Origin of the sequence: Pantoea sp. EKM21T (genome assembly GCF_011800405.1) — a bacterium.
Taxonomy (GTDB): Bacteria; Pseudomonadota; Gammaproteobacteria; order Enterobacterales; family Enterobacteriaceae; genus Pantoea; species Pantoea agglomerans.
On the sequence record NZ_JAALFV010000007.1, the window covers coordinates 344,175 to 357,206 of the forward strand.

Genomic DNA, 13,032 nt, shown 5'->3' on the forward strand with positions numbered 1-13,032 from the left:
GTGCGGTTCCGGTGAGGGCCCACCGGAACGCATTCAGCTGATTATCAAGCTATTGTCTGATTACCAGCGGTGATCTTTGTTCTGACCTTCCCAGTCGCTTACTTCGCGCTCGGCTTCATCTTTGGTAGAGCCGTAACGCTCCTGGATTTTGCCGACCAGCTGATCGCGTTTACCTTCGATAACCTGCATATCATCGTCGGTCAGCTTGCCCCATTTCTCTTTCATTTTGCCTTTGAACTGCTTCCAGTTGCCGCTTGCTTCGTCTTTATTCATGGCAGACCTCCAATCCTCGGGTTTTAATGATTATCTTGCTACTTAACAAAATAACGATACAAAGCGCTGGTTAACTGCGCTGCATAGAGTTAATTGTAGTAGCCAATTTCTTAACCGTGGAATAATACAGAATAATCCGTATCGGCTTGCGTGCAGCCACTGCTGACTCATGCATCAAACCAGCTGTTCTGACGCCAGTGCTTACGCCAGATGAGCCACAGCGACAGGCCGCGCAGCGCCAGGAAAACCGTGACTGCCAGCCAAAGACCATGGTTACCCAGCACCGGTACGCTAAGCAGCGTCAGAAAATAGCCGGCTGCGGCAACTACCATGCTGTTACGCATCTCGCGCCCGCGCGTCGCTCCGATGAACATGCCATCCAGCAGATAACACCAGACACCGATCAGCGGCATAATCATCTGCCAGACCAGATAGCGGTCCGCTGTCTGCTGGAGTGACTGAAGAGAGGTCAGCAGGGTAACGATCTGCGGGCCAAAAATGGCATAGATCAGCGAGAAGAATAGCGCCACCACCACCGCCTGCCGACAGGCAGAGTGCCAGACGCGCAGGAGTTTGCTGCCATCTTTTGCACCATGCGCCTCACCCGCAAAAGCTTCAACCGCATAGGCAAAGCCATCCAGCGCGTAAGCCGTAAAAGTGATGAACATCAGTAATACTGCGTTAACCGCCACCACATCCGGGCCCAGCCGGGCACCCAGTACGGTCAGCGAGGCGAAACAGAGCTGCAGCATCAGAGAGCGCAGCATGATGTCCCGGTTCAGTCGCAGCAGCCGGCCGCTGTCACCGCGCCAGCTCTGCTTCAGCAGGCTAAGCGTAATTCCGCGCAGTTTTAACACCCGCCAGACCATGATGCTGCCGACAACCAGCGTAATGTATTCCGCCAGCGCCGTGGCGGTTGCCGCCCCCGCGACACCCCAGTGCAGCCCCATCACCAGCCAGAGATCGAGCACGATGTTAACCAGGTTGCCCACCACCAGCAGGATCACCGGCGCGCGTGCATACTGCACGCCCAGCAGCCAGCCCAGAATGACCAGGTTTGCCAGCGTGGCAGGCGCACTGAGCCAGCGAATCTGAATAAACAGTGCCGCCTGTTCGAGTACATCGGGATTGCCGCCAACCAGATGGGTCGACAGCTGAATAATCGGATAACGCAAAGCGATGAACAGTACGCCCGCCAGCAGCGCAATGATTAGCGGCTGAGTCAGCGCGCGTGCCAGCGCCATTTTATCGCCAGCGCCAAATGCCTGCGCCGTAAGGCCAGTGGTACTCATTCGAAGGAAAAGCAGCAGCATAAAGAGGAAGCTGGTCACTGTAGTCCCGACCGCAACCCCGCCAAGATAGACAGGGCTGTCGAGATGACCAATTACTGCAGTATCGACCACTCCCAGTAAGGGAACGGTGATATTTGAAAGGATCATCGGCAGCGCAAGCCGCCAGAGATTTTTATCGGTTGCCGTAATAAAGCGCATTCGCCGTTCCGTGCTCAGTGTCGCTGCGCAAAAGAGGCAGCGACAAAATTAGGGCAGACAGAATAGCATCAGAGAAGGCGAATGCACGCTGGCAGAAGAATCAGAGCCACTCGCCGTTGCGCACCACGCCAACAGCCAGACCTTCTATGGTCAGTGACTGCGCACGGGTATCGACAACAATCGGGTCAAAATCGCTGTTTTCCGGCAGCAGATGCACGATAGCACCCTGCTTTTTCCAGCGCTTAACGGTGACTTCATCATCAATGCGGGCAACCACAACCTGGCCGTTACGCACATCCTGGGTTTTATGCACCGCGAGCAGGTCGCCATCCATAATCCCGATATCTTTCATCGACATTCCGCTGACGCGCAGCAGGAAGTCAGCAGACGGCTTAAACAGGCCCGGATCGACCTTGTAGTGGGTTTCGATATGTTCCTGCGCCATGATCGGCTCACCGGCAGCAACCCGGCCAATCAGCGGTAGCCCTTCTGAGGCTTCTTCTTCCATTAACAGTCGAATGCCGCGCGATGCACCGGAAACGATCTCGATGACGCCTTTGCGCGCCAGCGCTTTCAGATGCTCTTCTGCCGCGTTCGGCGAACGGAAGCCCAGCTGCGCGGCGATCTCGGCACGCGTAGGCGGCATGCCCGTTGAAGAAATATGGTCGCGAATCAGGTCATAGACCTGCTGCTGCCTGCTGGTTAATGCTTTCATCCCGCCCCCTGGTTGTTTATACAGTCGCTGTGAGTATATACAGGTATTGGTGAAATGGAAACCGATTGTCAGGGAAAACGCGCCCTCAGACGCGTTATGGAAGGCTTATCGCAAATGTGTCCAGAGCAGCGCGATCCAGACGAAGAGTGCCAGTAAGATGCTGATCAGCACCGCCGCCGAGCCCATGTCTTTTGCCCGGCCCGCCAGCGGATGATGCTCCTGACCGATGCGGTCGACCACTGCTTCAATGGCGCTATTGAGGATTTCAACAATGACCACCAACACCACCGCCCCAATCATGAGGATGCGGGAGACCACATCGACATCCAGCCAGCACGCGATAACAATAGCGGCCAGCGCAACCAGCGCTTCCTGCCGAAACGCCGCTTCATGTTGCCAGGCGGCACGCAGTCCCTGCCATGAGTAACCTGCAGCTTTTACTATTCTGATAAGTCCGGTGGCATTATTTGCCATGATGTGGGAACCCTTTCATCGGATTGACGTCAATGTCTGGGCTGCGTGCAATTGGCACCACCACAGATCTTCGCTGCGCTTTCTGGTATGCTTGCGGCGCTTTGCTAACAAGAGGCTTCATGTTGTCTATGTCAGGTTGGCGTAAACTCTATTACAAACTGCTTAATTTACCACTGTCGTTTTTGGTAAAAAGTAAGGCCATTCCGGCCGATCCCGTGTCTGAACATGGTCTGGATCCGACCCGACCTATTATGTATGTTTTGCCTTACGATTCGAAGGCCGACTTACTGACTTTACGCGCACAGTGTCTGCGGCATCATCTGCCCGACCCGCTCACTCCGCTGGAGATTGATGGTTCTCTGCTGCCGCGCCACGTCTTTATCCACAATGGCCCACGCGTCTTCCCCTATTTTGTGCCCAGCGTTGAATCCGTGAAAATCTTTCACGATTACCTGGACCTGCATCGCAATAACCCTAAGCTGGATATTCAGATGCTGCCGGTCACGGTGATGTTTGGCCGCGCACCAGGACGTGAAGTCCAGGGCGAAGCAACGCCACACCTGCGGGTGCTGAACGGGGTGCAGAAGTTCTTTGCCGTTATCTGGCACGGGCGCGACAGTTTTGTCCGCTTCTCGCCGACGGTGTCGCTGCGCCGCATGGCAACTGAACACGGTACGGATCAGTCGATCGCCCAGAAGCTGGCTCGCGTGGCGCGCATTCATTTTGCCCGCCAGCGGCTGGCGGCGATTGGCCCGCGCTTGCCGGCGCGTCAGGACCTGTTTACTCGTCTGCTGCAATCCAAAGCGATTGAAAAAGCCGTAGAGGATGAAGCTCGCAGCAAAAAAATCTCCCATGAGAAAGCGCAGCAGAATGCCGTCGAGATGATGGAGGAGATTGCAGCAAACTTCTCCTATGAAGCCATCCGCGTAACTGACCGCGTGATGGGCTGGCTCTGGAGTCGGCTCTATCAGGGCATCAACGTCAATGGCGGCGAAAAAGTCCGCCAGCTGGCGCAGGATGGCCACGAGATTGTCTATGTGCCGTGCCATCGCAGCCACATGGATTATCTGCTGCTCTCCTATGTGCTCTATCATCAGGGACTGGTGCCGCCGCATATCGCAGCCGGTATCAATCTCAACTTCTGGCCAGCCGGCCCGATTTTCCGTCGTCTGGGCGCTTTCTTTATTCGTCGTACCTTTAAAGGCAATAAGCTCTACGCCACGGTATTCCGCGAATATCTCGGCGAGCTGTTCACCCGCGGCTATTCGGTTGAGTACTTTGTCGAAGGAGGCCGTTCACGAACCGGTCGCCTGCTGGACCCTAAAACCGGCACCTTAGCCATGACGCTGCAGGCGATGCTGCGTGGCGGAAATCGCCCGATCACGCTGGTGCCGATCTATATCGGCTATGAGCACGTGATGGAAGTGGGCACTTACGCTAAAGAACTGCGCGGCGCGGCGAAAGAGAAAGAGGGCTTCATGCAGATGGTGCGCGGCTTACGCAAGCTGCGCAATCTCGGTCAGGGTTACGTGAACTTTGGCGAACCCCTGCCGCTGGTCAACTATCTCAATAAGCGGGTGCCGGAATGGCGCGATGCCATCGATCCGATTGAGCCGCAGCGTCCCAGCTGGTTAACCCCAACCGTCAACGATATTGCTGCCAGCCTGATGGTGCGTATCAATGAAGCGGGCGCGGCTAACGCCATGAACCTCTGTGTCACCGCCCTGCTGGCGTCACGTCAGCGCTCACTAACCCGTGAACAGCTGATTGAACAACTGGAGTGCTACACCCAGTTGCTGCGCAACGTACCTTACTCGCCAAATGCGACCGTACCCGATCTTTCAGCGGAAGCGCTGCTGGATCACGCCATGGGTATGAATAAGTTTGAGAGTGAAAAGGACAGCATTGGCGACATCATCATTCTGCCGCGTGAGCAGGCGGTGCTGATGACCTACTATCGCAACAATATTCATCACATGCTGGTGATGCCGTCGCTGATTGCCGCCATTGTTCAGCAACATCAAACGCTGAGCGAAGCAGAACTGCTGCGTCAGGTGAGCCTGATCTACCCGATGCTGAAGAGTGAGCTGTTCCTGCGCTGGCAGACCGATGAACTGCCGCAACTGCTGACCGAACTGAGTCAGGAGCTGGCGCGCCAGGGCCTGATTACGCTCGAAGCTGGCGAATTGCGCTTTTCCTCAGCTCGCTATCGCACGCTGCAACTGCTGGCCGCCGGTGTGCGTGAAACACTGCAGCGCTATGCTATTACGTTCTCCATTCTCAGCGCCAAGCCGGCGATTAACCGCGGCACGCTGGAAAAAGAGAGCCGGACGCTGGCACAGCGTCTGTCGGTGCTGCACGGTATCAATGCCCCGGAATTCTTCGACAAAGCGGTCTTTACCTCACTGGTCCTGACCCTGCGCGATGAAGGGTATATCAGCGACAGCGGTGATGCCGATGTTGCGCAGACCCTGGCGACCTGGCATATGCTGGCAGACCTGGTCACCAGCGATGTCCGTATGACGATTGAAACCGCTGTGGCGCACGACTGACCCCAGCGCGCATAGTAAAAAGGCGACCTCATGAGGTCGCCTTTTTTGTGCCTGAATCCCCTGTCAGAACAGCTGGCTGAACGGCGGGGTGTTCATCAGCACACCGAGGAACAGCACCATTCCGACATAGTTGTTATTGAGAAAAGCCTGGAAACAGGGTTGCCGCTCGCGTCCGGCGATCAACTTCTGTTGATAAACAAACAGCGCGGCGGCCAGCAAGAGCGTCCAGTAGAAGGCGCTGTTCAGATGCAGCATGAGGCCAACCAGCGCCATCAGTAGCAGCGTCGCCAGTTGCAGCAGACCAATGATCAGCTTGTCGAAACGGCCAAAGAGAATCGCGGTCGACTTCACGCCAATCTTCAGGTCATCATCCCGATCCACCATCGCATACTGAGTGTCATAGGCGACTGTCCAGCAGATGTTGGCGATGAATACCAGCCAGCAGACCAGAGGTAAGGACTCACTAACTGCGGACCATGCCATGGGAATGGCCCAGCCAAAGGCGGCACCCAGCACTACCTGCGGCAGGTGGGTATAACGCTTCATAAAGGGATAGACCCAGGCCAGCGCCAGCCCCACCACTGAGAGCATAATCGTCATCATGTTCATGGTCAGCACCAGCGCAAAAGCCGCCAGAGCTAGGATCACGAACAGCAACTTAGCCTCTTTTGCACTCACCGCGCCGCTGGCCAGTGGCCGATGCTTCGTGCGTTCGACATGACCGTCTACTTTGCGATCGGCGTAGTCATTGATCACACAACCAGCTGCACGCATCACGATGACACCGGCAACAAACACCGCCAGCACCGGCAGCGGCGGGATCGCCATGTCAGCCAGCCATAATGCCCAGAGCGTTGGCCACATCAGCAGCAGCGTACCGATCGGCTTATCGATACGCATCAGGCGCGTGTAGGCCCGCCATTTATTTATACTTAAGCTATTTTGCACCACAGGATCCTCAGACCAGATCGCGATAGAGCGGCGATGCCGGTAAAAATAGTTCAGTCAGCAGCAGCGGTTTGCCGGAGAGACGCAGGCGTGAACGTCGTCCCCACAATCCCTCCACCTGCCCCGGCTCAATAAAATCGCGGGTCAGCGTTGAAGAGGAGAAGAGATAGCGACCCAGCGGCCGGGTGCCCAGCTGCTGCAGCATCGCTTCTGGCCCGTTAAGGGTGCTTTCCGGCACCAGCGTACGGCCAGCCAGCCAGGGCTGATCGTCGCCGAACAGCAACACTTCACGCAGCCAGAAGCGTTGATCGTCTGGCAACAAGCCCTTTTCATCACCCAACTCGCTGGCGTCGATAAAGCCTTCACGCAGCGGCTGAACCGTGACCCGCTGACAATGTTGTTCAAAACGGCGCGTCATTGAATCCTCCTCCATCAGCCAGTCGAGCAATGGCGGCGCAAGGGTTGCCTGCGACGGAGAAAGCCAGTTGAGCGCACGTAATAAGCTGAGCGCGTCTTGCGACATAGCACCACTCCCAATAATTTTCAGGACGCTAGTTTAGCGCAGAGACGCGATGCGAACACCTGCCGTCATGACAGACGGCAGGGAGATTACTCGCGTTTCAGGCGGTTGCTGTTTGCCAGCCACAGAGTGATTACCAGAATCAGAATCGCCGCAGAGTAACAGAGCGTATCGAAGGGATTTTTATGGTCGACGATAATCAGGCGGATAATTGCCGTGATACCGATATAGACAAAATAGCGCAGCGGAAAGTGATATCCCGACTGAAAGTACTTAACAATCAACGCAATAAATTCGAAGTAGAGGAAATAAATGACAATCCCCTCAATCAACAGATAGGAGGATGACTGCTCGCTGGTGTTAAACAGCACGTTTGCCAGATGGATAGTTTCTTTGCCTAAAAAGACGATCAGGATGATCGCCAGACTCAGCAGACCCAGATTCAGCACCCATTGCAGTACCGTTGCAAGGTGGCGGGCCAAAGGATTTTTGTCACTCATGTTGCGCCTTAAAAAAGGAGTTGTTAGCGCGCGGTATCATGCGCGAGTGTGACGCAAATCACAATAACTCCTCAGGCCTCTACATCAACACAGAGCGCATCGTAACGCCAGTATTCACAGTCGCAATCAATCACCTCTTTTTGCTGGTTGCGATTGATGCGGGTGATCAACAAACCGGGGCTGCCCGGTGCCACATTCAGCATGGGTGCGGCGACCTCCGGCAGCGGGCCGGGCAGGATGGTGAAGCGCGCGCCGCCGTAACGAATGCCGTAGCGCTGGTCATAGAGATCGGTCAGTGAGCGGGTCAAATCTTCATCAAGCAGACCAGGAAAAAAACGCGGATTGAGGTAGTGTTCAACATAGAGCACCGCACGCCCGTCGATGCGCCGCAAACGGCGGATGCAGTACACCGCCGAACCGGATGCCAGCCGCAGCGCCGTCGCCACGCTGTCGTGCGCCGCGACCTGTTCGGCGGCGATGACCTCGGTGGCCGCCTGCCGTCCCTGCTCCATTGCCATGGCATGAAAGTGGCTGTGATGCAGCGGGTTATAGATCAGCCGCGGCGGTGCGATAAACCAGCCGCGACGCAGTTCCCGGTAGATCATTCCCTGGGCTTCCAGCTTGCCCAGTGCTTCCCGCAGGGTAATCCGGGTCGTGCTGAACGCCTCGCTTAAGGCACGCTCCGCCGGCAGTCGCCCGGCGCTGAACTCTCCGGCATGAATGCGCGTCAGCAGGACGCTGGCGATCGCATCCGCCGTTTTGAGTGCTATCGACTCCACAACAGTAGCCTCATTTTGGTGCGACTCCGCACTCTTACTGTTCAGGTAAACGCACCTGTGACAGGCGAACGGGTCACATCTTTCATCACCCATCCCCCGCACAGCGCCGCCCTGTCATAAATCGTTCATATACAGGGGCTACATTGGCTCGGTTCTTGCTGGACTAGACCAGCCAGGCCCATCAACTTACACCCGGAGCAACTGAGATGAAAGCGTTTATCGCCTCTGTAGTAGCCAGTGCTGTAGTGCTCACCCTGCCCGTTGCGCAGGCCGCCGATAACGACCTTGCCGCCCTGGAAAAAGCGGCACGCAGTGAAGGCCAGGTCAACAGCGTCGGCATGCCGGATAGCTGGGCTAACTGGAAAGACACCTGGAACGACATCAGCAGCAAATATGGCCTTAAGCACAGCGATACCGATATGTCATCAGCGCAGGAGCTGGCGAAATTCGATGCAGAGAAAGAGAACGCCAGCGCTGACATCGGTGACGTGGGTGCCGCCTTTGGCCCGATCGCTGTCGCTAAAGGTGTGACCCAGCCCTATAAACCCACTCACTGGGATCAGATTCCGGCCTGGGCAAAAGATAAAGATGGTCACTGGGCGCTGGCCTATACCGGCACCATCGCCTTCCTGATCGACAAGCAGCAGGTTAAAGATATCCCCCACAGCTGGGCCGATCTGAAAAAAGGTAAGTATGTGGTTACTATCGGTGACGTCGGCGTGGCAGCTCAGGCGGCTAACGGCGTACTGGCGGCAAACTACGCCTTAGGTGGCGATGAGAAGAACCTGAAACCGGCGCTGGCTTTCTTTGCCGATCTGGCCAAACAGGGTCGTCTTGGCGTTACCGATCCGGTGATTGCCAATATCGAAAAAGGCGAAGTGCAGATGGCGGTGGTGTGGGACTTTAACGCCCTTAACTACCGGGACCAGATCGACAAAAACCGCTACGAAGTGGTGATCCCGTCTGATGGCTCCGTGACCTCCGGCTACACCACCGTCATCAACAAATATGCGAAACACCCTAACGCCGCAAAACTGACGCGCGAATATATCTTCTCAGACCAGGGACAGATCAATCTGGCGAAAGGCTATGCCCGTCCTATCCGTGCTGAACATCTGACGCTGCCAGCGGACGTCCAGGCTCGCCTGCTGCCGCAATCTGAATATAAAAATGCCCGTCCGGTGAAGGATCAGGCTGCCTGGGATAAATCGTCGAAAATGCTGCCGCGCCTGTGGCAGGAAAACGTCATCATCAACATGCAGCAGTAATTCGCGGCAGGGAGAACGGAATGAAGACCATTTTGGTAGTGCTGGACGGCCTGAGCAATCAGGTCGCACAACATGCAATGGGTTACCTGCATGCCGAATGTTCGCAGGGCAACGGATTTTATTACCGTATGACCTGTGAGTTACCCTCGCTGTCACGCCCGCTTTATGAGTGCATTCTGACCGGTGTTCCGCCGGTCAGAAGCGGCATTATTCATAATGGCGTCAGCCGGTTAAGCCGCGAGCGTAGCATCTTTCACTTTGCGCGAGCGGCGGGACTGACGACTGCGGCGGCGGCCTACCACTGGGTGAGTGAGCTTTATAACCGAACGCCGTTCGTTCCGGCGCGCGATCGTCACACTGACGCGCCGGACCTGCCCATTCAGTATGGCCATTTTTATTCTGACGATAGCTATCCCGACTCGCATCTGTTTGAAGATGCAGAAAGCCTGCGGCTGCGTCACGATCCCGATTTTCTGCTAATCCACCCGATGAATATCGACGATGCCGGTCATAAATCGGGCCTCTCCTCGCCACAGTACCGCAACCGGGCACGCATCGCCGACGGCCTGCTGTCGCAGTGGATGCCCTTGTGGCTGGCTGAGGGCTATCAGGTGATGGTGACCGCCGATCACGGCATGAATGACGATCGCTCCCACGGCGGCATTCTGCCGGAAGAGACCACGGTGCCGCTGTTTGTCTTTGGCCGGGCTTTCTCGCTGCAGCCTGACCTGGCACCGCAGCAGACCGATCTGTGCGGCACGCTGTGTGAACTGCTTGAGGTGGCGCATGACAAGCCGGTCTGTCGCGGCCTGCTGGCGGAGTCGAAGAGATGAGAGGAAAAGGAGTCGCGCTGCTGCTGCTGTTACCGTTCACCCTGTTCTGGGTCGCCTTTCAGCTGGCACCGCTGTTGTGGATCGCCATTAACAGCTTCTGGAGTGAGATGAACAGCCAGTGGGGCTGGGATAACTATCAGGACATTCTCACCTCGCCCTTCTACCAGCAGGCGTTTCGTTTTTCGCTGGATATTTCACTCTGGTCAAGCGTCTACGGCTTACTGATTGCACTGGTCACCGGCTATTCACTGCATCAGCTCGGCGGCGGGCGACTGCAGCGCTTTCTCATCGCTTTTACCAACATGACCAGCAACTTTGCCGGTGTCCCGCTGGCGTTTGCCTTTGTGATTCTGCTGGGGCTGAACGGCTGCCTGACATTGCTGTTGCGCCATTATGGTCTGATTGAGAGCTTCAGACTCTTCTCGCGCAACGGCATGGTGCTGGTCTACACCTGGTTCCAGATCCCGCTGGGCGTGCTGCTGCTCTACCCGGCGTTCGACGGGCTGAAAAAAGAGTGGCAGGAGTCCGCTGCGCTGCTGGGTGCCAGCCGCTGGCACTACTGGTGGCATATCGGCCTGCCGATTCTGTTTCCGGCGCTGCTCGGGACCTTTGTGATCCTGCTGGCGAATGCGCTGGGCGCTTACGCCACGATTTATGCCCTGACCACGGGTAATTTCAACGTGGTGCCGGTGCGTATTGCCGCGCTGGTCTCCGGCGATATCTCGCTGGATCCCAACACCGGTAGCGCGCTGGCGATGCTGCTGGTGGCGATTATGGCGCTGATCACCCTGGTGCAGCAGTATCTGGTGCGCCGTAGCTATCTCAATGCGAAACAGCCATGAAAGGAGCCGCCATGTCACGTGCTGAGCACCTCTATCACCGGATAATGGTCGGGTTACTCTTTACCCTGCTGGCACTGCCTTTACTGGCCACACTGCTTTATGCACTGTCGTCAGACTGGAGTAACACCATTCTGCCACAGGGCTATAGCCTGAAGTGGTTCATCCAGCTCTGGAGCGACCCGCGATTTCTGACGGCGCTGGGCCATTCGCTGCTGATTTGCCTGGGTGCGCTTCTGTTCTCGCTGGTGCTGGTGCTGCCTGCCATGTTTGTAATCGCTTACTATTTTCCTCGACTGGATGCGGTGATGAACGTCCTGATCCTGATGCCTTTCGCCGTGCCGCCGGTGGTGTCGTCAGTGGGATTACTGCAACTCTACTCTTCGTCACCGCTGATGCTGACCGGCACGCCGTGGATCTTAATCGGCTGTTATTTCACTATCGCGTTACCCTTTATCTACCGGGCGCTGGCGAACAATATGCAGGCGATCAACCTCAAAGAGCTGATTGATGCCGCGCAGTTGCTGGGTGCCAGCACCTGGCAGGCGGCGCTGTGGGTCGTGCTGCCAAATCTGCGCAAAGGGATGTTGATTGCCGTGCTGCTCTCTTTCTCCTTCCTGATTGGCGAATTTGTCTTCGCTAACCTGCTGGTCGGCAACCGCTATGAAACCCTGCAGGTTTACCTCTTCAACATGCGTAACGGCAGCGGTCACTTCACCAGCGCGCTGGTGATCTCCTACTTCTTTGTGGTGCTGCTGGTTACCTGGCTGGCCAACGCCCTGAATCCCGAACGAGGCTGAATATGAGTTACCTTGAGGTCAGAGAGCTGAACAAGTCCTATGGACCCACGCCCATTTTTGAGCAGATCGATTTCAGCGCCGCTGAAGGGGAATTTGTCACCCTGCTCGGCCCCAGCGGCTGCGGTAAATCGACGCTGCTGCGTTGTCTGGCGGGATTAACCGGCGTCGACAGCGGTGAAATCAGGCTGGAGGGCAAAGATATCGTGCCGCTGGCCCCGCAGAAGCGCGCCATCGGTATGGTGTTTCAGAGCTATGCGCTGTTTCCCAACATGACGGTAGAGAAGAACGTCGCATTTGGCCTGAAGATGCAGAAACTGCCCGAAGCGCAGATTCGCCAGCGGGTGCTGGAGGTGCTGGAGCTGGTTGAACTCAATGATTATGCACGCCGTTATCCGCACCAGTTGTCAGGCGGGCAGTGTCAGCGCGTGGCACTGGCACGTTCGCTGGTGACGCGTCCGCGTCTGCTGCTGCTGGATGAACCGCTGTCGGCGCTGGATGCGCGTATTCGCCGCCATCTGCGCGATCAAATCCGGCGCATCCAGCGCGAGCTGAATCTCACCACCCTGTTCGTCACCCACGATCAGGAGGAGGCGCTGACGCTATCCGATCGTATCGTGCTGATGAACCGGGGCAAAATCGTGCAGAATGGCGATGCCGAAGCGCTCTATACCCAACCGGTCGATCTCTTCGCCGCCGGATTTATTGGCAACTACAACCTGCTGAGCGCTGAGCAGGCGACGCGACTGACCGGTCAGCCTTTCCACAGCCAGGTGGCCATTCGCCCGGAATCAATGCTGTTCACCGCGCCGGGCCAGGGCATTCCTGCGGAAATCCTCAGCCACAGCCTGCTGGGCAACGTGATCCGCTATCGTATCCGGGCGCATGATGTGGAACTTTCGGTTGATGTGCTTAACCGATCGGCGGCGGATTTGCATCCCGCTGGCAGGAAGATTGGTCTACAATTGGAGATGTCGACTTTGCGCCAGGTGGCTTAAAACACAGGAAAAAATCACGCATAGCACGGCAATCCCCTTCACAGAT

General features: G+C 56.5%; 14 protein-coding genes. 6 read left to right on the top strand and 8 right to left on the bottom strand.

The features are described 5' to 3' along the window. Nucleotides 1-60 precede the first annotated feature (60 nt). From HFD87_RS16585 to HFD87_RS16600, 4 genes are all read right to left on the bottom strand, one after another. Nucleotides 61-273, bottom strand: coding sequence for a CsbD family protein (locus tag HFD87_RS16585; protein ID WP_033770834.1), 213 nt, complete (start codon nucleotides 271-273; stop codon nucleotides 61-63). A gap of 167 nt (nucleotides 274-440) precedes the next feature. Continuing rightward, complete coding sequence (gene dinF / locus HFD87_RS16590) at nucleotides 441-1,763, bottom strand: MATE family efflux transporter DinF (protein ID WP_010672211.1); 1,323 nt, start codon at nucleotides 1,761-1,763, stop codon at nucleotides 441-443. A 100-nt stretch (nucleotides 1,764-1,863) separates the two neighbouring features. Continuing rightward, complete coding sequence (lexA, locus tag HFD87_RS16595; protein WP_010252231.1) at nucleotides 1,864-2,478, bottom strand: transcriptional repressor LexA; 615 nt, start codon at nucleotides 2,476-2,478, stop codon at nucleotides 1,864-1,866. 105 nt (nucleotides 2,479-2,583) lie between these two features. Beyond that, nucleotides 2,584-2,952, bottom strand: coding sequence for a diacylglycerol kinase (locus HFD87_RS16600; RefSeq protein ID WP_167423687.1), 369 nt, complete (start codon nucleotides 2,950-2,952; stop codon nucleotides 2,584-2,586). A gap of 128 nt (nucleotides 2,953-3,080) precedes the next feature. Between HFD87_RS16600 and plsB the strand changes: the two genes are divergently transcribed. Next, nucleotides 3,081-5,504 carry a glycerol-3-phosphate 1-O-acyltransferase PlsB gene (gene plsB / locus HFD87_RS16605; RefSeq protein ID WP_167423700.1) on the top strand — a complete coding sequence of 808 codons (2,424 nt, stop codon included), beginning with the start codon at nucleotides 3,081-3,083 and terminating at the stop codon, nucleotides 5,502-5,504. A gap of 63 nt (nucleotides 5,505-5,567) precedes the next feature. Here the strand turns inward: plsB and ubiA are convergent, their stop codons facing one another. The 4 genes from ubiA to HFD87_RS16625 all read right to left on the bottom strand — a co-directional run bounded on the left by ubiA (nucleotide 5,568) and on the right by HFD87_RS16625 (nucleotide 8,251). Beyond that, the gene (gene ubiA / locus HFD87_RS16610; protein WP_022625214.1) at nucleotides 5,568-6,452 is read right to left on the bottom strand and encodes a 4-hydroxybenzoate octaprenyltransferase; all 885 of its coding nucleotides are present in this window, start codon (nucleotides 6,450-6,452) and stop codon (nucleotides 5,568-5,570) included. Between the two features lie 10 nt (nucleotides 6,453-6,462). Further along, entirely contained in the window at nucleotides 6,463-6,975 is a 513-nt protein-coding gene (ubiC, locus tag HFD87_RS16615; RefSeq protein ID WP_010252243.1) for a chorismate lyase, read from the bottom strand. A gap of 86 nt (nucleotides 6,976-7,061) precedes the next feature. Then, the gene (psiE, locus tag HFD87_RS16620) at nucleotides 7,062-7,472 is read right to left on the bottom strand and encodes a phosphate-starvation-inducible protein PsiE (protein ID WP_010252246.1); all 411 of its coding nucleotides are present in this window, start codon (nucleotides 7,470-7,472) and stop codon (nucleotides 7,062-7,064) included. A 71-nt stretch (nucleotides 7,473-7,543) separates the two neighbouring features. After that, the gene (locus tag HFD87_RS16625) at nucleotides 7,544-8,251 is read right to left on the bottom strand and encodes a UTRA domain-containing protein (protein WP_181955687.1); all 708 of its coding nucleotides are present in this window, start codon (nucleotides 8,249-8,251) and stop codon (nucleotides 7,544-7,546) included. Nucleotides 8,252-8,457: 206 nt separating this feature from the next. Here HFD87_RS16625 and HFD87_RS16630 point away from each other — a divergent pair, with 206 nt between their 5' ends. Genes HFD87_RS16630 through HFD87_RS16650 form a run of 5 tightly spaced genes read left to right on the top strand, consistent with a single transcriptional unit; the run spans nucleotide 8,458 to nucleotide 12,986 of the window. Then, the gene (locus HFD87_RS16630) at nucleotides 8,458-9,519 is read left to right on the top strand and encodes an ABC transporter substrate-binding protein (protein ID WP_010252250.1); all 1,062 of its coding nucleotides are present in this window, start codon (nucleotides 8,458-8,460) and stop codon (nucleotides 9,517-9,519) included. Nucleotides 9,520-9,539: 20 nt separating this feature from the next. Continuing rightward, entirely contained in the window at nucleotides 9,540-10,352 is an 813-nt protein-coding gene (locus HFD87_RS16635; RefSeq protein WP_045140868.1) for an alkaline phosphatase family protein, read from the top strand. Further along, complete coding sequence (locus HFD87_RS16640) at nucleotides 10,349-11,194, top strand: ABC transporter permease subunit (protein ID WP_033759520.1); 846 nt, start codon at nucleotides 10,349-10,351, stop codon at nucleotides 11,192-11,194. The genes HFD87_RS16635 and HFD87_RS16640 overlap by 4 nt, the downstream gene beginning before the upstream one ends. 11 nt (nucleotides 11,195-11,205) lie before the next feature. Beyond that, nucleotides 11,206-11,991, top strand: a complete 786-nt coding sequence (locus tag HFD87_RS16645; protein WP_031593877.1) for an ABC transporter permease — start codon at nucleotides 11,206-11,208, stop codon at nucleotides 11,989-11,991. Nucleotides 11,992-11,993: 2 nt separating this feature from the next. Next, entirely contained in the window at nucleotides 11,994-12,986 is a 993-nt protein-coding gene (locus tag HFD87_RS16650) for an ABC transporter ATP-binding protein (protein ID WP_010252646.1), read from the top strand. Nucleotides 12,987-13,032: the final 46 nt, after the last annotated feature.